General features: G+C 58.1%; 18 protein-coding genes. 10 read left to right on the forward strand and 8 right to left on the reverse strand.

Features of this window, described 5'->3' with window-relative positions; genetic code table 11:
* Positions 1–113: 113 nt before the first annotated feature.
* The 3 genes from NL64_RS01210 to gcl all read right to left on the reverse strand — a co-directional run bounded on the left by NL64_RS01210 (position 114) and on the right by gcl (position 3,935).
* The gene (locus NL64_RS01210) at positions 114–1,004 is read right to left on the reverse strand and encodes a 2-hydroxy-3-oxopropionate reductase (RefSeq protein ID WP_034146334.1); all 891 of its coding nucleotides are present in this window, start codon (positions 1,002–1,004) and stop codon (positions 114–116) included.
* 199 nt (positions 1,005–1,203) lie between these two features.
* A complete protein-coding gene (hyi, locus tag NL64_RS01215; protein WP_008026777.1) occupies positions 1,204–1,986 on the reverse strand; it encodes a hydroxypyruvate isomerase in 783 nt (260 codons plus the stop codon).
* Between the two features lie 173 nt (positions 1,987–2,159).
* Positions 2,160–3,935: a glyoxylate carboligase gene (gene gcl, locus NL64_RS01220; RefSeq protein WP_034146335.1), complete on the reverse strand. Its 1,776-nt coding sequence runs from the start codon at positions 3,933–3,935 to the stop codon at positions 2,160–2,162.
* 267 nt (positions 3,936–4,202) lie between these two features.
* Between gcl and NL64_RS01225 the strand changes: the two genes are divergently transcribed.
* The gene (locus NL64_RS01225) at positions 4,203–4,643 is read left to right on the forward strand and encodes a GlcG/HbpS family heme-binding protein (RefSeq protein WP_034146336.1); all 441 of its coding nucleotides are present in this window, start codon (positions 4,203–4,205) and stop codon (positions 4,641–4,643) included.
* 210 nt (positions 4,644–4,853) lie between these two features.
* Positions 4,854–5,312: an REP-associated tyrosine transposase gene (locus tag NL64_RS01230; RefSeq protein ID WP_034146337.1), complete on the forward strand. Its 459-nt coding sequence runs from the start codon at positions 4,854–4,856 to the stop codon at positions 5,310–5,312.
* Positions 5,313–5,413: 101 nt separating this feature from the next.
* Here NL64_RS01230 and NL64_RS01235 read toward each other — a convergent pair whose 3' ends face one another.
* Positions 5,414–6,019, reverse strand: coding sequence for a TetR/AcrR family transcriptional regulator (locus NL64_RS01235; RefSeq protein WP_034146338.1), 606 nt, complete (start codon positions 6,017–6,019; stop codon positions 5,414–5,416).
* Positions 6,020–6,152: 133 nt separating this feature from the next.
* Here NL64_RS01235 and NL64_RS01240 point away from each other — a divergent pair, with 133 nt between their 5' ends.
* Entirely contained in the window at positions 6,153–7,067 is a 915-nt protein-coding gene (locus NL64_RS01240; protein ID WP_034146339.1) for a DUF808 domain-containing protein, read from the forward strand.
* A 156-nt stretch (positions 7,068–7,223) separates the two neighbouring features.
* Here the strand turns inward: NL64_RS01240 and NL64_RS01245 are convergent, their stop codons facing one another.
* Both NL64_RS01245 and NL64_RS01250 read right to left on the reverse strand, forming a co-directional pair.
* Positions 7,224–8,012 carry an MlaA family lipoprotein gene (locus NL64_RS01245; protein WP_034146340.1) on the reverse strand — a complete coding sequence of 263 codons (789 nt, stop codon included), beginning with the start codon at positions 8,010–8,012 and terminating at the stop codon, positions 7,224–7,226.
* Positions 8,005–9,303 (reverse strand): serine/threonine protein kinase, encoded by a 1,299-nt coding sequence (locus NL64_RS01250; RefSeq protein WP_034146341.1) that lies wholly within the window; start codon positions 9,301–9,303, stop codon positions 8,005–8,007. Before NL64_RS01250 ends, NL64_RS01245 begins: the two co-directional genes overlap by 8 nt.
* A 225-nt stretch (positions 9,304–9,528) precedes the next feature.
* On the opposite strand from NL64_RS01250, the gene NL64_RS01255 reads away from it, so the two are divergent.
* Positions 9,529–9,897: a hypothetical protein gene (locus tag NL64_RS01255; protein WP_034146342.1), complete on the forward strand. Its 369-nt coding sequence runs from the start codon at positions 9,529–9,531 to the stop codon at positions 9,895–9,897.
* 77 nt (positions 9,898–9,974) lie between these two features.
* Here NL64_RS01255 and NL64_RS01260 read toward each other — a convergent pair whose 3' ends face one another.
* A complete protein-coding gene (locus NL64_RS01260) occupies positions 9,975–11,570 on the reverse strand; it encodes a beta-1,6-glucan synthase (protein WP_034146343.1) in 1,596 nt (531 codons plus the stop codon).
* 34 nt (positions 11,571–11,604) lie between these two features.
* Between NL64_RS01260 and NL64_RS01265 the strand changes: the two genes are divergently transcribed.
* The 4 genes from NL64_RS01265 (at position 11,605) to NL64_RS01280 (ending at position 14,939) form a co-directional block, all read left to right on the forward strand.
* Entirely contained in the window at positions 11,605–11,766 is a 162-nt protein-coding gene (locus NL64_RS01265) for a hypothetical protein (protein WP_223504510.1), read from the forward strand.
* Between the two features lie 103 nt (positions 11,767–11,869).
* Complete coding sequence (locus tag NL64_RS01270) at positions 11,870–12,721, forward strand: glycine betaine ABC transporter substrate-binding protein (protein ID WP_034146344.1); 852 nt, start codon at positions 11,870–11,872, stop codon at positions 12,719–12,721.
* Positions 12,722–12,972: 251 nt separating this feature from the next.
* Entirely contained in the window at positions 12,973–13,284 is a 312-nt protein-coding gene (locus NL64_RS01275; protein ID WP_008061165.1) for a DUF485 domain-containing protein, read from the forward strand.
* Positions 13,281–14,939 carry a cation acetate symporter gene (locus NL64_RS01280; RefSeq protein ID WP_034146345.1) on the forward strand — a complete coding sequence of 553 codons (1,659 nt, stop codon included), beginning with the start codon at positions 13,281–13,283 and terminating at the stop codon, positions 14,937–14,939. The genes NL64_RS01275 and NL64_RS01280 overlap by 4 nt, the downstream gene beginning before the upstream one ends.
* Before the next feature lie 548 nt (positions 14,940–15,487).
* On the opposite strand, the gene gltA is transcribed toward NL64_RS01280, so the two are convergent.
* Positions 15,488–16,777 carry a citrate synthase gene (gene gltA / locus NL64_RS01285; protein WP_017337241.1) on the reverse strand — a complete coding sequence of 430 codons (1,290 nt, stop codon included), beginning with the start codon at positions 16,775–16,777 and terminating at the stop codon, positions 15,488–15,490.
* Between the two features lie 363 nt (positions 16,778–17,140).
* Between gltA and sdhC the strand changes: the two genes are divergently transcribed.
* Positions 17,141–17,515 carry a succinate dehydrogenase, cytochrome b556 subunit gene (gene sdhC / locus NL64_RS01290; protein ID WP_016773673.1) on the forward strand — a complete coding sequence of 125 codons (375 nt, stop codon included), beginning with the start codon at positions 17,141–17,143 and terminating at the stop codon, positions 17,513–17,515.
* On the forward strand, positions 17,509–17,877 hold the full coding sequence (gene sdhD / locus NL64_RS01295) for a succinate dehydrogenase, hydrophobic membrane anchor protein (protein WP_034146346.1): 369 nt from the start codon (positions 17,509–17,511) through the stop codon (positions 17,875–17,877). The genes sdhC and sdhD overlap by 7 nt, the downstream gene beginning before the upstream one ends.

Consider the following 17,877-nt stretch of genomic DNA (forward strand, 5'->3'; position numbering starts at 1 on the left):
ACGCCGGTCCTGTGGGAGCTTGCTTGCCAGCGATTCAGGCGCCGCGCTCGTTCAGGTAGATCGAGGCGATGCCATCGCTGGCAAGCCAGCTCCCACAGGTATTGCGGCGAATGTTATTTATCGCGAATCGAGAAATTCGCCATGTGTTCCAGGCCCTTGATCAGCGCCGAGTGGTCCCAGTTGCTGCCGCCGATGGCCGCGCAGGTGCTGAACACTTGCTGGGTGTTGGCGGTGTTCGGCAAATTGATGTTCAGCTCCTTGGCGCCTTGCAGGGCCAGGTTCAGGTCCTTCTGGTGCAGGCTGATGCGGAAGCCTGGATCGAAGGTGCCCTTGATCATGCGCTCGCCGTGCACTTCGAGGATCTTCGACGAAGCAAAACCGCCCATCAGCGCTTCACGGACCTTGGCAGGATCGGCACCGTTTTTCGAAGCGAACAGCAGGGCTTCGGCCACCGCCTGAATGTTCAGCGCCACGATGATCTGGTTGGCCACTTTCGCGGTCTGACCGTCGCCGTTACCACCGACCAGGGTGATGTTCTTGCCCATCGCCTGGAACAGCGGCAGGGCGCGTTCGAAGGCATCGGCATCACCGCCGACCATGATGCTCAGGGTGGCAGCCTTGGCGCCGACTTCACCGCCGGACACTGGCGCGTCGAGGTACTGCGCACCTTTTTCGTTGATCTTGGCGGCGAAGGCTTTGGTGGCGGTCGGCGAGATCGAGCTCATGTCGATCACGACTTTGCCTTTGCCAACACCGGCGGCAATACCATCGGCGCGGAACAGCACGTCATCGACCTGCGGGGTATCCGGGACCATGACGATGATGAATTCGGCTTCTTGCGCGACTTCTTTCGGGTTCGCCAGGGCGACTGCGCCAGCGGCGATCAGGTCGGCAGGCGCGGCGTCGTGGTGTTGCGAAAGGAACAGGCTGTGACCGGCTTTCTGCAGGTTCGCCGCCATTGGGTGGCCCATGATGCCGGTGCCGATAAATCCGATTTTAGCCATGAGAAAATCCTCTTGTTTTTGTGTTGCCAATTAATGAACCTGGCACACCTTGTGGCGAGGGAGCTTGCTCCCGCTGGGGGGCGAAGCCCCCCTAAAGCCATTCACTGCGGTGCATCAAGCCAAACCGTTTCGCAGGTTTACGACTGCTTCGCAGCCGAGCGGGAGCAAGCTCCCTCGCCACAATAAGCCGGTGTCATTATCAGATTGCGTTATGGGTTTTCAGCCAGCCCAGGCCCGCTTCCGTGGTGGTCAGCGGTTTGTATTCGCAGCCAACCCAACCTTGATAACCAATACGGTCAAGGTGTTCGAACAGGAAGCGGTAGTTGATTTCACCGGTACCTGGCTCGTTGCGCCCCGGGTTGTCCGCGAGCTGCACATGGTTGATCTCGCCCAGATGCGATTGCAGGGTGCGGGCCAGATCGCCTTCCATGATTTGCATGTGATAGATGTCGTATTGCAGGAACAGATTGGCGCTGCCGACCTGCTCGCGAATCGACAGGGCTTGCGCCGTGTTGTTCAGGTAGAAGCCTGGAATGTCGCGGGTGTTGATCGCTTCCATCACCAGTTTGATACCCGCCGCTTGCAGCTTGTCGGCCGCGTACTTGAGGTTGGCAACGAAGGTTTTTTCCACGGTGGCATCGTCGACGCCTTGTGGGCGAATACCGGCCAGGCAGTTGACCTGGGTGTTGCCCAGCACTTGCGCGTAAGCAATCGCCAGATCGACACCCGCGCGGAATTCTTCAACCCGGTCCGGCAGGCACGCGATACCGCGCTCGCCCTTGGCCCAGTCACCGGCCGGCAGGTTGAACAGCACTTGGGTCAGACCGTTGGCGTCGAGCTTGGCCTTGATTTCGGCCGAGCTGAAGTCGTAGGGGAACAGGTACTCGACACCACTGAAACCGGCCTTGGCGGCCGCTTCGAAACGGGCGAGGAAGTCCTGTTCGGTGAACAGCATGGACAGGTTGGCTGCGAAACGCGGCATGGTGGTCTCCAGAATTTGTATGAGTTCCCCGTAGGAGCGAGCTGTGTGGCGAGGGAGCTTGCTCCCGCTCGGCTGCGAAGCAGTCGCAAAGCTTTTGGGGCCGCTTCGCGTCCCAGCGGGAGCAAGCTCCCTCGCCACACAGGCTCGCTCCCACAAAAGGGAGCGATCAACCGTTAATCAAGCAACGAAATCGCCGTCGGTGCGTCGTTGCCGACCAGCGCCAGGTCTTCGAATTCGTTGACGGCGTTGATCTCGGTACCCATGGAAATGTTGGTCACGCGTTCCAGGATAATCTCGACGATCACCGGAACCTTGAACTCTTCGATCAGCTCCTGGGCCTTGCGCAGGGCAGGCTGGATCTGGGCCGGTTCGAACACACGCAGCGCCTTGCAACCGAGGCCTTCGGCCACCGCGACGTGGTCAACACCGTAACCGTTGAGTTCCGGCGCGTTGAGGTTATCGAAGGACAGCTGCACGCAGTAGTCCATTTCGAAACCGCGCTGCGCCTGACGGATCAGCCCCAAGTACGAGTTGTTCACCACAACGTGAATGTACGGCAGCTTGAACTGCGCGCCCACTGCCAATTCTTCGATCATGAACTGGAAGTCATAGTCCCCCGACAGGGCCACCACTTTACGGTTCGGATCAGCCTTGACCACGCCCAGCGCCGCCGGAATGGTCCAGCCCAACGGGCCGGCCTGACCGCAGTTGATCCAGTGACGCGGCTTGTAGACGTGCAGGAACTGCGCGCCGGCAATCTGCGACAAACCGATGGTGCTGACGTAGCAAGTGTCTTTGCCGAACACCTGGTTCATCTCTTCGTAAACGCGCTGAGGCTTGACCGGCACGTTGTCGAAGTGAGTCTTGCGCTGCAGGCTGGCTTTGCGCTGCTGGCAGTCTTGCAGCCAGGCACTGCGGTTTTTCAGCTTGCCGGCGGCTTGCCATTCGCGAGCGACTTCGATGAACACGGTCAGCGCGGCGGCAGCGTCGGAAACGATGCCAAGGTCCGGGGTGAACACACGGCCGATCTGCGTGCCTTCGATGTCGACGTGAATGAACTTGCGGCCTTCGGTGTACACATCGACCGAACCGGTGTGACGGTTGGCCCAACGGTTACCGATACCCAGCACCACGTCGGATTTCAACAGGGTGGCGTTGCCATAACGATGCGAAGTTTGCAGGCCGACCATGCCCACCATCAGCGGGTGATCGTCGGGAATGGTGCCCCAGCCCATCAGGGTCGGGATAACCGGAATACCGGTCAGCTCGGCGAACTCGACCAGCAAATCGCTGGCGTCGGCATTGATGATGCCGCCACCGGCCACCAGCAATGGGCGCTCGGCTTGATCGAGCAAGGCCAGAGCTTTCTCGACTTGAACGCGGCTGGCGGTCGGCTTGGCCAACGGCAGTGGCTGGTAAGCGTCGATATCGAATTCGATTTCGGCCATCTGCACGTCGAACGGCAGGTCGATCAGCACCGGGCCTGGGCGGCCGGAGCGCATTTCAAAGAACGCTTTCTGAAACGCGTAAGGCACTTGGCCCGGCTCCAGTACCGTGGTCGCCCACTTGGTCACCGGCTTGACGATGCTGGTGATGTCGACAGCCTGGAAGTCTTCCTTGTGCATACGGGCGCGGGGTGCTTGCCCTGTGATGCAGAGGATTGGAATCGAGTCGGCCGAGGCGCTGTAGAGCCCGGTGACCATGTCAGTACCGGCCGGGCCGGAAGTGCCGATGCACACGCCAATGTTGCCGGCCTTGGTGCGGGTGTAACCCTCGGCCATGTGCGACGCGCCTTCAACGTGGCGAGCGAGGACGTGATCGATGCCGCCGACCTTTTGCAGGGCGGAGTACAGCGGGTTGATGGCGGCACCTGGGATGCCAAAAGCGGTATCAACCCCTTCACGGCGCATCACCAGAACGGCGGCTTCGATTGCTCTCATTTTGCTCATGGTTTTGTGCCTCTTACGTTTTGTAATTGTATACAAGTGGCTTTGCGCAGAGTGTATTCACGGCGGACGGCGCAGGTCAATTCATTTTCTCAAGCGCTCGTTTCATTCGTCTGAAGCCCTATCTGCTGTGGCTTTTCGTCGCATGTGGCGCTTTTCGAGAATTATTGTATACAAAAAAATAACTCATTGTGTTCTATTTGTTGCATCGGGCTGCGGCACAAACGCGCAGCCCAACGGCTTTCCGAAAAACAAAATGAGGACGGCACCATGAGCGCTTTAACCTTGAAAGTCGCAGTCAACCTGGTCAACGAGGCCATCACCGCGGGGCGTGCAATCGGCGCAGCACCGCTGACCATCGCGGTACTGGATGCCGGCGGGCACCTGATCACCCTGCAACGCGAAGACGGCGCCAGCCTGCTGCGCCCGCACGTCGCCATCGGCAAAGCCTGGGGCGCCATCGCCTTGGGCAAAGGCTCACGCCTGCTGGCCCTGGACGCCCAACAACGCCCGGCATTCATCGCGGCGTTGAACAGCCTGGGGCAGGGCAGCGTGGTGCCGGCACCGGGCGGTGTGCTGATTCGGGATCAGGATGGAAATGTGCTGGGAGCGGTGGGGATCAGCGGGGATTTGTCGGATGTTGATGAACAGTGCGCGATCAATGCGATCGAGGCGTTGGGGTTGAGGGCGGATGCTGGGGTTGTGGCTTGATCTGCGTCGCCTGATCTAATGTCATCGCGAGCAGGCTCACTCCTACAAGGATCGGGGTTGGACACAAAATGTCTGAACACCACAAATCCCCTGTAGGAGTGAGCCTGCTCGCGATAGCAATCTACCAGACACATCTCGCCAAAGGTTTGCCCTACCCACTTGAATCCGCAGAGCTAGCCTTCTCATGACCTGATCTTGGGAGGCAAAGGAATGCCCGATCTACCTGCTGCACACCGATTGCGAGTCGGACGCTATGCCGAAGCCAATCGAATCTATCTGTTAACCACCAACACTCTTCACAGGACCCCGGCTTTCAGGGATTTCACCTTGGGCAGGTTAGTGGTCGATCAGTTTCGAAATGCACAGAATCTTGGACTGGCGCATTCATTGGCATGGGTTGTCATGCCCGACCACTTTCACTGGTTGATTGAATTGCAGCAGGGATCTTTGAGTGAGCTGATGCAAAAGACCAAGTCAATGAGTACCAAGGCGGTTAGGCAGGTTAACGGTCAAAGCAACTTTTTCTGGCAGAGAGGCTTTCATGACCGGGCACTGCGGCGGGAGGAGGATTTGGTGAAGATGGCTCGGTACGTGGTGGCCAACCCTTTGCGGGCTGGACTGGTGGATAAGCTTGGCGACTATCCGTTGTGGGATGCAGTTTGGGTTTGAGCTGGAACCGAGTGGCCTTCCTCGCGAGCAGGCTCACTCCTACAGGGAACGCATTTCAATGTAGGAGTGAGGCTGCTCGCGAAAAGCCGCACCGCGGTGTATCAGTCCGCCTCACACCCCTTCAACACCAACCGAATAATCGTCTGCGCCGCCGCTTCATAGTCCTCTTCATCGAGCTTGGCCTTGCCGGTGATGGCGCTGATTTGCCAGTCGAAGTCGGCGTAGGTCTGGGTGGCGGCCCAGATGCTGAACATCAGGTGATTGGGGTCGATCGGGGCGATCTGGCCGCGGTCGATCCAGGTCTGGATGCAGTCGATGTTGTGCTTGGCCTGGCCGTTGAGCTGATCGACCAGGTCGGTGCTCAGGTGCGGGGCGCCGTGCATGATTTCGCTGGCGAACACTTTGGAGGCGAACGGCAAGTCGCGGGAGATGCGGATTTTCGAGCGGATGTAGCCGCTCAGCACTTCACTGGGCACGCCGTCCGGGTTGAACGGCGTCGATGCCTGCAGGATTGGCTCGATGATACTTTCCAGGACCTCGCGGTAGAGGTTTTCCTTGGATTTGAAGTAGTAGTAGACATTCGGCTTGGGCAATCCCGCCTTGGCTGCGATATCGCTGGTTTTGGTCGCAGCGAAGCCCTTGTCGGCAAATTCTTCACTGGCGGCACGCAGGATCAGTTGTTTGTTGCGCTCGCGGATAGTGCTCATAAACCAGGTGGTTCCTTGCCTGTTCTGGCGGTTGCGCATGGTATCACCGGCCTTCGGCAGCGCTCAAGAATGCGCCGTGCGGCGCTCGGCCGCGCTATGCTGCACGGCATTCATTCAAGAAGGAACCCGATTCATGGCAGGAAGCAGTTTGCTGGTGCTGATCGACGACATCGCCGCCGTGCTGGACGATGTGGCGTTGATGACCAAAATGGCCGCCAAGAAGACTGCCGGCGTGCTCGGCGATGATCTGGCGCTCAATGCCCAGCAGGTCAGCGGTGTGCGCGCCGAGCGGGAAATCCCGGTGGTCTGGGCGGTCGCCAAGGGCTCATTTATCAACAAGCTGATCCTGGTGCCGTCGGCATTGGCCATCAGCGCGTTCATTCCGTGGCTGGTCACGCCCTTGTTGATGCTCGGCGGCGCTTACCTGTGTTTCGAGGGCTTCGAGAAACTCGCTCACAAGTTCCTGCACAGCAAGGCTGAAGATCAGGCCGAACATGCCGAATTGGTCGAGGCAGTGGCGGATCCGGCGGTCGATCTGGTGGCGTTTGAAAAAGAAAAGATCAAGGGTGCCATTCGCACCGATTTCATTCTCTCGGCGGAAATCATCGCGATCACCCTCGGCGTCGTGGCCGACTCGGCGCTGACCCAACAAGTCGTGGTGCTCTCGGGTATCGCGATCGTCATGACCATCGGCGTTTATGGACTGGTGGCGGGCATCGTCAAGCTCGATGACCTGGGCCTGTGGCTGACCCAGAAGCCTGGGCAAGTGGCCAAAAGCATCGGCAGCGGGATTTTGCGCGCGGCGCCGTACATGATGAAAAGCCTGTCGATAATCGGCACGGCGGCGATGTTCCTGGTCGGTGGCGGGATTCTCACCCACGGCGTACCGGTGGTGCATCACTGGATTGAAAGTGTCAGCGCAGGGGCGGGCGGTGCCGGATTTATCGTGCCGACGTTACTCAATGGGGTGGCGGGGATTGTGGCAGGGGCGGTGGTGTTGGCGGTGGTGATGGTTGTCAGCAAGATCTGGCGCGCGATCAAAGGCTAAAAATTGTAGGAGCCGGCTTGCTGGCGATGGGGCTTGAGTCTTGCGTGGTTCTTACGAACGCCATCGCTGGCAAGCCAGCTCCTACAGGTGATTTCTACAAGGTATGAAAAAGGCCATTCGATTCGCATCGAATGGCCTTTTTTGTTGCCGCCGAAATTACTCGGCAATCTGCAACTTGCGTGACTCTGTGTACACGTAACGCACCTTCTCGTACTCGAACGGCGAGTTCAGCTGGCCGTAGCGGAAACTGGTCTGGTAGCGCTTGTCGATGCCACGCAGGATCCAGACTTCCGGATGGTTGGAGCTGACTTCGGCCACGTTGAGGAAGTTGATCGCATTCTCGGCGCTGTAATCCACCAGCAGGCCGCCGGTATCACGCAGGTTCGACGGGCCGAGGATCGGCAGCACGAAGTAGGCGCCGCCCGGAACACCATAGAAGCCAAGGGTCTGGCCGAAGTCTTCGCTCTGGCGCGGCAGGCCCATGGCGGTGGCCGGGTCCCACAGGCCGGCGATGCCGATGGTGGTGTTGAGCAACAGCCGACCGGTGATTTCCAACGAACGCTGGCCTTTGAACTGCAACAGGCTGTTCAGCAGGTTCGGTACGTCGCCGAGGTTGTTGAAAAAGTTGCTGACACCGGTGCGCAAGAAGCTCGGCGTGATGTAGCGATAACCGTCGACCACCGGAAGGAACACCCATTGGTCGAACCGGTAGTTAAAGTGGTAAACACGGCGGTTCCACTCTTCCAGCGGGTCGTAGACGTTCAGGGCGCTGAGCGTCGAGCGTTCGAATTCGCGCTGATCCAGGCCCGGGTTGAATTTGAGTTTGCTCAGTGGCTCCTTGAAGCCGTCACTGTCGACGACCACCGGAGCATTGGCCTTGCTGTTGTCGGCGTTGGCCACGCCTGCACAGAGTAACGCGGCGATAAGCAGGAGGTATTTAGCCACGGAAGAACTCCAGCATGGCGTCGCTGTTGACGCGGTAGTTAAGGTTGCCGCAGTGGCCGCCCAGCGGGTAAACGGTCAGGCGATTGCCGAAAGTCTTGCGCAGGAAACCAAGGTCGCCCGGGCCGAGAATCACGTCGTCTGCGTTGTGCATGACGGCGATTTTCGGGCTGTTGTGCAGGTAATCCTCCAGCGCATACAGGCTCACTTGGTCGATCAGTTGCAGCAGGCTGCCGCCATCGGTACGTGCGCGCCACATCGGGATCACTTGTTCGGTGATGTAGCAGTCGAAATCGCACTGCAGCGCACGCTTGAGGTACGGCGTGAGGCTGGTGCCTTCGGTAATGGGCGTTTTCGGTGGCGTGATCAGGCCACGACGATTGATCAGGTCCGAGGTGAAGGCAATATCGGCCGCCGAAAAGCGGAACGAGGTGCCGATCAACATGGCCATCTGTTCATTGGTCAGGTGCTGCTTGGAGTGCTGGAAGTCGTAGAGCAGTGCGTCGTTGAGATCGATGTAGCCCTTCTGCTGGAAGTAGCGGGTCAGTTTGTTCAGCACCAACTCATAGAAGGTGGTGGAGTTGTTGATGCCCTTGACCTCGGTCTGGACCAGTCTGTCCAGGTTGGTGATCGAGGTGTAGAGGTTGACCGGAGGGTTGAGCAACAGCACTTTCTTGAAGTTGAAGCTGCGGCGGGTTTCGTCCAGATGCGCGACGAATGCTGCATCCAGTGCACCCAGGCTGTAGCCCGTCAGGTAGTAATCGGTGACCGGCAGTTTCGGGTTTTGCGCCCGCACGGCCTGCATCACACGGTACATGTCTTCGGCGTCGTCCTTGGTGATGCCGGGCGTGGCAAATCGTGAGGCGGAGCTGACGAAGTCGAAGCTGGTGGGCGACGACAGCTGCACCACGTGATAGCCGGCCTTGTAGTAGAGCTTTTTCAGGTATTCGTTGAGGCTGCTGTCATAACGCGCGCCGGTGCCGGCGATCAGGAAGATCAGCGGTGCGGGTTTATCCTGAGTGGCGATACGGTAGGTGAGTTTCTTTACCGCCCAAAAGTTGTCCGGCAATTCGAAGGCCCGCTCCGGTCGCAAGGTTAGGCTGCGGTCCGACTGTTCGATGTCATCGTCCAGCGGCAACTCCGGACGCAGGTCCGGCGGCGTCGTGGCAATGGTCGCCTCAAACGGGTTGGTCAAGGGATAGCCATAACTGGCGGCGTCGATATCGACCGCCAGTGCGGACGCACTCAATATAAGGCCGCCAAACAGGGCGGCGAAGCGCAAGGATCGGAGCATGACTAAATCCCTTAGAAAAAGGTGCCGAATAAAGTTCGCAGGCTATGACCACCGGATTTGCGCCAAAGTGCCACGCATCGGCACCAAACAGGCCTAATTTCGAAGTAATAGTAGCTGGACGATACACTTTGCAGCGATTGAATGACTAGTTAAGTGTTGTTAGCGCTTGCGTAAGCTTGCCGGGCGATTAAGCTGGCCGCCGTTTTTCGCTTTTTGGAGTGCTCCATGTCCCGCCGTTTGCCCGTGATTCTGCTGCTTGTTTTGCTGCCATTGTGGCTGGCCGCCAGTTATGGCGCGCGTTATGGCTTCATGGAAGATGCGCAATGGGTTGGCATCTGCGTGGATGAGGCGAGTCGCTGGGAATGCCAGGTCCGCTCGAGTCTGGGCCTGATGATTCACTTCCAGGTATTGGGCTGGGGAGCATTGGCGGCTGCCGTGATCGGCTTTGTGTTGCCGGGCCGGGCAGGGTGGTGGCTGGCGGTGCTGGCACTGGTGTTCGGGTTTCCGGCGCTGGCGTTGTACAACACGACGATGGCGGTGTTTGCGGTGGTGATTGCGGGGTTGCGGTTGGTTCGAGAAGGCCGACGCGCCTGATGGAAAAAGATCGCAGCCTGCGGCAGCTCCTACAGAGATCAGTGTAGGAGCTGCCGCAGGCTGCGATCTTTTGATTTTTACCTTTTGCGAACTCGCAAACACCGCCACAACGCCGCCACCATCAACACACTCACCAGCGCCCAACCCCAGGCCTGCTGGTTTTGCAAACCTTCACGGAACAACTGCGGCGCAATGCCGGCACCGATGATGAAGGTCAGTAGTGCAATTTCCCGACGTGGCACGCTCACCGGGCGGCACAGATACACCAGTGCCGGCACGATGAAGGCGACACTCGGGAAGCTGCGATAGCGCGGATCGAACACCAATTCCAGCATCATCACCGCAGCAGCAAAACCGGCCACTGCCAGTATCCAGCCCGCCCGACGTTCCAACGCATTGAACGCCCAGCCACGCCAACCAGTACGCGGACTCAAAGTCAGTGCGGCGTGGGCCAGCACCAACACATTCAATGCGGTCAGCAAAGCGACCCACAGCCACTCGCTGGTAAAGCGTGTGGTGACCCGCGCCAGATCACCCCAGGCGCCAATCGAGCACGCGGCCAAGGCACCCAGCAGCGGTAGAACCAACGCGGAGCGAGTGTTGCGCACACGTCCACCGAGAATCAGTGTGCCAAAGAAGATAAACCCGCCGACCACCAGCCACTGCGACCAGTACGGCACGTTTGTTACCGGACCAGCCAGCACGCCTTTGTCCTGTCGGTCGGCATCGAACAGCCCCCAGTAACCGCCGACGGCACCTTCGCTGGCGCGTTTCCACGGTTGGTCGAAGGCTTCGATCAGGTTGTAGTGCCAGCCTTGCTGCTCGGCCATGGCGACAAATCCACGAATGAATTTAGCTTCGTTGACCCGGCTCGGCAGCGCAGTTTCACGCTGGCGGCCTTCGCTCGGCCAGCCGGTTTCGCCGATCATCACGTCCTTGGGTGCGAACTTGTTGCCGAACACCTGGCGCACTTCCGCCACATGTTGCAGCGCCGCGTCGATGTTCGACGGATCATCTTCCCAGTACGGCAGCAAATGGATAGTCAGGAAATCCACGGCCGGTGCGATTTCAGGATGCTTGAGCCAGAACTCCCAGACGTCGGCATAAGTGACAGGCTGTTTGACCTGGCTTTTGACTTTATTAATCAGCTTCGCCAATTGTGCGCCGGTGACTTCCTTGCGCAGCAGTGTTTCGTTGCCGACGATGACGGCGGTCACCACGTCGGCGTTGGCGTTGGCCGACGCAATCAGCAGGTCGACTTCCTTCGCGGTGTCCACCGGATTGCTGTTGACCCAAGCGCCGATCATCAACTTCAAACCGTGTTTTCGCGCCAGGTCGGGCAGGGCTTCGAGGCCGGTCATGGAGTAGGTGCGAATGCACTCGAAACTTTTCGACAGCAACCCAAGGTCGGCGTCCATGCGCTCGGGGCGCAAGTTGAACGGCACGTCGAACGGCGATTGGTCCTTGTCGAACGGGGTATAGGAGGCACATTGCAGCTTGTGCGTGGCGCTGGCGGCGTCCGGCAGAATCACCGGTTTACCGAGGCCGTACCAGAACCCGCCGAGGGCAAACAGCCCCAGGAGGCAGGCGAATAGATAAGCAGAAAAAGGAAAGCGCGATGTCGCGGGCATGATCAGGCCGTCTGGGAGCAAAGCGGCGCATGTTACCTGCATTTGTCCCGCGCTTGGTGCGCTGCATGATTTTGACATGCAAAGTTCGGGCGGATCGGCCGGTGCGTTGGCGCTGTTGCTGACTCATGGCGTTCTGATGTCGTTTCTCGATGCCTTGAGGTCGCTGGCAGAGCAGGTCGCCATGGGCGTCAGGTTGATTATCGGAGGCGTCAGTACCCTCGTTGATAAATCGCGCTGATGATCGAGTTTGCGGGTGGGGCGTGATGGGGGCGCTGTGCACCATAACTATACGTTGACGCGACTCGGCATCCGTCGAGCGCAGCACTTTCGGGGAAGTAACGATGAAGATGCGACGACTTTTAGGCGCAGGTGCCGCTCTGGTGCTTGCGATTGGCTCCACATTCGCCAATGCCGAGAACAAAACCCTGAGCATCGGTTACGTTGACGGCTGGTCCGACAGCGTTGCGACCACTCACGTTGCGGCTGAAGTAATCAAGCAGAAACTCGGATACGACGTGAAGCTGCAAGCCGTCGCTACCGGGATCATGTGGCAGGGCGTGGCCACCGGTAAACTGGACGCCATGCTGTCGGCCTGGCTGCCGGTGACCCACGGCGATTACTGGGCCAAGAACAAAGACCAGGTCGTCGACTTCGGCCCTAACTTCAAGGATGCGAAAATCGGCTTGATCGTGCCGGACTACGTCAAGGCCAAGTCGCTTGAAGACCTGAAAACCGATGACAGCTTCAAAAAACGCATCGTTGGCATTGACGCCGGTTCAGGCGTGATGATCAAGACCGAGCAGGCCATCAAGGATTACGACCTGACCGGCTATCAACTCAAGGCCAGTTCCGGCGCCGGCATGATTGCCGAGCTGACCCGTGCCGAAAAGAAAAACGAATCCATTGCCGTCACCGGTTGGGTGCCGCACTGGATGTTCGCCAAGTGGAAACTGCGCTTCCTCGACGATCCGAAAGGCGTGTATGGCGCGGCTGAAACCGTGAACAGCATCGGCAGCAAAGAACTGGCCACCAAGGCACCCGAAGTGGCCAAGTTCCTGAAGAACTTCCAGTGGGCTTCGAAAGACGAAATCGGCGAAGTCATGCTGGCGATCCAGGAAGGCGCCAAGCCTGATGCCGCGGCAAAGGATTGGGTCGCCAAACACCCGGAGCGTGTGGCTGACTGGATCAAATAACAGGCACCGCGCTTGACCCTGTAGGAGCTGCCGCAGGCTGCGATCTTTTGATCTTCGCTTTAAAAAGCAAAATCGAAAAATCGCAGCCTGCGGCAGCTCCTACAGTCATGTGGAAGGTCGGGAAATTGTTTCCTGCTGATAATTGGCAAATACGTCATGTGGTTCTAAGACTAAGGTCGTCTGGAACCTGCCCCGCAGCCGCATAGAGTGGATACCGTTCCAACTAAATCTGTGCTGCGAGGATAAAAACAATGAACGACAGCATTTACCTCTCGATTCAAAACAGCCCGCGCTTCAAGGAGCTGGTTAGCAAGAGGGAACGATTCGCCTGGATTCTTTCGGCGATCATGCTAGGGCTTTACTCCGGATTCATCCTTTTGATTGCTTACGGGCCGCATGTACTGGGGGCGAAAATCAGCCCTGAGTCATCGATTACCTGGGGCATACCGATCGGTGTCGGGCTGATTGTTTCGGCTTTCATACTGACCGGTATCTACGTGCGACGCGCCAATGGCGAATTCGACGACCTGAACAATGCGATTCTCAAGGAGGCTCAGCAATGATCCGGCGTCTAATGGCTCTATTGAGCATCGCAGCCTTCGCACCGGGCGCCTGGGCGGCTGACGCCCTGACCGGCGCCGTGCAGAAGCAACCGCTTAACGTGTCCGCGATTCTGATGTTCGTCGCATTCGTTGGTGCGACCCTGTGCATCACTTACTGGGCGTCCAAGAAAAACAAGTCGGCCTCCGACTACTACGCGGCGGGCGGCAAGATCACCGGTTTCCAGAACGGTCTGGCGATTGCCGGTGACTACATGTCTGCGGCGTCTTTCCTGGGTATTTCCGCGCTGGTGTTCACCTCCGGCTACGACGGCCTGATCTACTCGATCGGCTTCCTGGTGGGCTGGCCGATCATTCTGTTCCTGATCGCCGAGCGCCTGCGTAACCTGGGTAAATACACCTTTGCCGACGTGGCGTCCTATCGCCTTGGGCAAACCCAGATCCGCTCGCTGTCCGCCTGCGGTTCGCTGGTGGTGGTGGCGTTCTACCTGATCGCGCAAATGGTCGGTGCCGGCAAGCTGATCCAGCTGCTGTTCGGTCTCGACTACCACGTTGCGGTAATCCTGGTCGGTATCCTGATGTGCATGTACGTGTTGTTCGGCGGCATGCTGGCGACCACTTGGGTTCAGATCATCAAGGCTGTCCTGCTGCTGTCCGGCGCTTCCTTCATGGCGCTGATGGTCATGAAGCACGTCAACTTCGACTTCAACGCACTGTTCTCCGAGGCGATCAAGGTTCACCCGAAAGGTGAAGCGATCATGAGCCCGGGCGGTCTGGTGAAAGATCCGATTTCGGCGTTCTCCCTTGGTCTGGCACTGATGTTCGGTACTGCTGGCCTGCCGCACATCCTGATGCGCTTCTTCACCGTGAGTGACGCGAAAGAAGCTCGCAAGAGCGTGCTGTACGCTACCGGCTTCATTGGCTACTTCTACATCCTGACCTTCATCATAGGCTTCGGCGCGATCCTGCTGGTCAGCACCAACCCTGCGTTCAAAGATGCGGCTGGCGCGCTGTTGGGTGGCAACAACATGGCGGCGGTGCACCTGGCCAACGCGGTCGGTGGCAGTATCTTCCTGGGCTTCATCTCGGCGGTAGCGTTCGCGACCATCCTGGCAGTGGTTGCCGGTCTGACCCTGGCCGGTGCTTCGGCGGTGTCCCATGACCTGTACGCCAGCGTGATCAAGAAGGGCAAGGCCAACGAGAAGGATGAAATCCGCGTCTCGAAAATCACCACCATCGCTTTGGCGGTGCTGGCGATCGGCCTGGGCATCCTGTTCGAAAGCCAGAACATTGCGTTCATGGTGGGCCTGGCGTTCTCCATCGCGGCGAGCTGCAACTTCCCGGTCCTGCTGCTTTCCATGTACTGGAAAAAGCTGACCACTCGCGGTGCGATGATCGGCGGCTGGCTGGGCTTGATCAGTGCCGTTGGCTTGATGGTGCTCGGTCCGACCATCTGGGTGCAGATCCTGCATCACGAGAAGGCTATCTTCCCGTACGAGTACCCGGCGCTGTTCTCGATGATCATTGCCTTTGTCGGGATCTGGTTCTTCTCGATCACCGACAAGTCGACTGCGGCTGATAACGAGCGGGCGCTGTTCTTCCCGCAGTTTGTTCGTTCGCAGACAGGTCTTGGGGCGAGTGGGGCGGTTTCGCACTAAGGCTTGAAGCTTTTATATAAGTAACGCAGTTGTACGAGGTGCCCCGGTCGAGAGATCGGGGCATTTTTTTGTTCGCTGATCGCCCTTTATCTATCTGTAGGGGTCCTGCTTGTCGGCAATGGCGGTGAGTGGAGTAAGAGCCAAAGCAACAGCAAGATCAAAAGATCGCAGCCTTCGGCAGCTTCTACAGGGGGAATGCGTACCCTCTGTAGGAGTTGCCGAAGGCTGCTATATAAGTAACGCAGTTCTACGAGATGCCCCGGTCGAGAGATCGGGGCATTTTCTTTCCTGATGCCCTTTATCTACCTGTAGGAATCCGGCTTGTCGGCAATGGCGGTGAGTGGAGTAAAAGCCAAAGCAACAGCAAGATCAAAAGATCGCAGCCTTCGGCAGCTCCTACAGGGGGAATGAGTAATCTCTGTAGGAGCTGCCGAAGGCTGCGATCTTTTGATCGCTAAAAGCAGCACAAACAAAAACGGCCTCCTGCTCTTTATATAAAGCAGGAGGCCGTTTCCGGTGCAACTCAACACGCTATAGCAAGAGAACTCTTACTTGCGGTCTTCCAGCTTGGTGATGTCACGCGACTCGTAGCCAGTGTACAGCTGGCGTGGACGGCCAATCTTGTACGGGCTGGAGAGCATTTCTTTCCAGTGGGAGATCCAGCCAACGGTCCGCGCCAGGGCGAAGATCACGGTGAACATGCTGGTTGGAATGCCGATCGCCTTGAGGATGATCCCCGAGTAGAAGTCGACGTTCGGGTACAGCGAGCGTTCGATGAAGTACGGGTCGGTCAGGGCGATCTCTTCCAGGCGCATGGCCAGTTCGAGTTGCGGATCGTTGTTGATGCCCAGTTCCTTCAACACTTCGTCGCAGGTCTGCTTCATTACGGTGGCGCGTGGGTCGCGGTTTTTGTAAACGCGGTGACCGAAGCCCATCAGTTTGAACGGATCGTTCTTGTCCTTGGCCTTGGCGATGTACTTGTCGATGTTCGAAACATCGCCAATTTCGTCAAGCATGGTCAGAACAGCTTCGTTCGCGCCGCCGTGGGCAGGGCCCCACAGTGCAGCGATACCGGCGGCGATACAGGCGAACGGGTTGGCACCCGAAGAGCCCGCCAGACGAACGGTAGAGGTCGATGCGTTCTGCTCGTGGTCGGCGTGGAGGATGAAAATCCGGTCCATGGCCTTGGCGAGCACCGGGCTGATCGGTTTGATCTCGCACGGGGTGTTGAACATCATGTGCAGGAAGTTTTCCGCGTACGTCAGGTCGTTGCGCGGGTACATCATGGGTTGGCCCATGGAGTACTTGTAAACCATCGCTGCCAGGGTCGGCATCTTGGCAACCAGGCGGATCGCGGAGATTTCGCGATGCTGCGGGTTATTGATGTCGAGGGAGTCGTGGTAGAACGCCGAAAGGGCGCCGACTACGCCGCACATGACAGCCATCGGGTGGGCGTCACGACGGAAGCCGTTGAAGAAAGTCTTCAGCTGCTCGTGAACCATGGTGTGGTTCTTCACGGTGCTGACGAACTGGGCCTTCTGCTCTGCGGTCGGCAGTTCGCCGTTGAGCAGCAGATAGCAGGTTTCCAGATAGTCCGACTTTTCAGCCAGCTGTTCGATCGGGTAACCGCGGTGCAACAAAATGCCGTTGTCACCGTCAATATAGGTGATCTTCGACTCGCAGGAAGCGGTCGACATGAAACCAGGGTCAAAGGTGAAGCGGCCCGTGGCCGTCAGACCCCGAACATCGATAACATCGGGACCAACGGTGCCGGTTAAAATGGGCAGCTCGACGGGGGCTGCGCCCTCGATGATCAACTGCGCTTTTTTGTCAGCCATGTGGCCTCCTATTTATGCTTGAAATCATCAGACAGACCCCCCACGCAGGGCCCGCACCACTATAGTGAGATAAATTCGAATGTCAATTTGCCTAAAGTATTGCTCCAGAAGGCTTTAACCGCACTTTTTTCTCGAAATTGCCTGCCATTTACGCCTTTTATGTCAGTTGTGCAATCAGCTGTTTGGGTGAGGTCTTTGCGTTGTCATTAGTAGCCTAACTGTCTATACTCGGCAGCCGACCGCCAAGGGCTTTTGGGCTTGCTTTATTGGGGGTCGCCTCCCTGGGTGGTGGTTACCTGACCAGTGCACTCCCCAACAACTTTGCCCTGATTGTTAGGGGCTCTTCAGTGTGAAAAAAAAGCCGTGAAAAGCCAACGACCTGTAAACCTAGACCTAAGGACCATCAAACTCCCAGTCACTGCTTACACGTCCATTCTTCACCGTATCTCCGGTGTCATCCTCTTCGTGTGCCTTGCCATCATGCTTTACGCATTGGACAAGTCGCTGAGTTCCGAGGAAGGCTTCGGTCAGGTGAAAGCGTGTCTGACCAGTCCGCTAGCCAAGCTAGTGATTTGGGGCATCCTGTCCGCTCTGCTGTATCACTTGGTTGCCGGTGTGCGCCATTTGATCATGGACATGGGCATCGGTGAGACGCTGGAAGGCGGCAAGCTGGGCTCGAAAATCGTTATCGCCGTTTCCGTGGTGGTAATCGTTCTGGCAGGAGTTTGGATATGGTAACTAACGTCACGAACCTGTCGCGTTCGGGCCTCTATGACTGGATGGCGCAACGTGTGTCTGCGGTCGTTCTCGCGGCTTACTTCATTTTCCTGATCGGATACGTCGTGGCCCACCCTGGCCTCGAGTACGCCCAATGGCATGAACTGTTCGCCAATAACTGGATGCGTATCTTCAGTCTCCTGGCCCTCGTTGCCCTCGGCGCTCACGCCTGGGTCGGCATGTGGACCATCGCGACCGACTACCTGACGCCAATGGCGTTCGGCAAGTCCGCGACTGCAATACGTTTCCTTTTCCAGGCAGTATGCGGCGTTGCGATGTTCGCTTACTTCGTCTGGGGTGTGCAGATTCTCTGGGGTATCTGA

The organism is Pseudomonas fluorescens (genome assembly GCF_000802965.1).
Taxonomy (GTDB): domain Bacteria; phylum Pseudomonadota; class Gammaproteobacteria; order Pseudomonadales; family Pseudomonadaceae; genus Aquipseudomonas; species Aquipseudomonas fluorescens_A.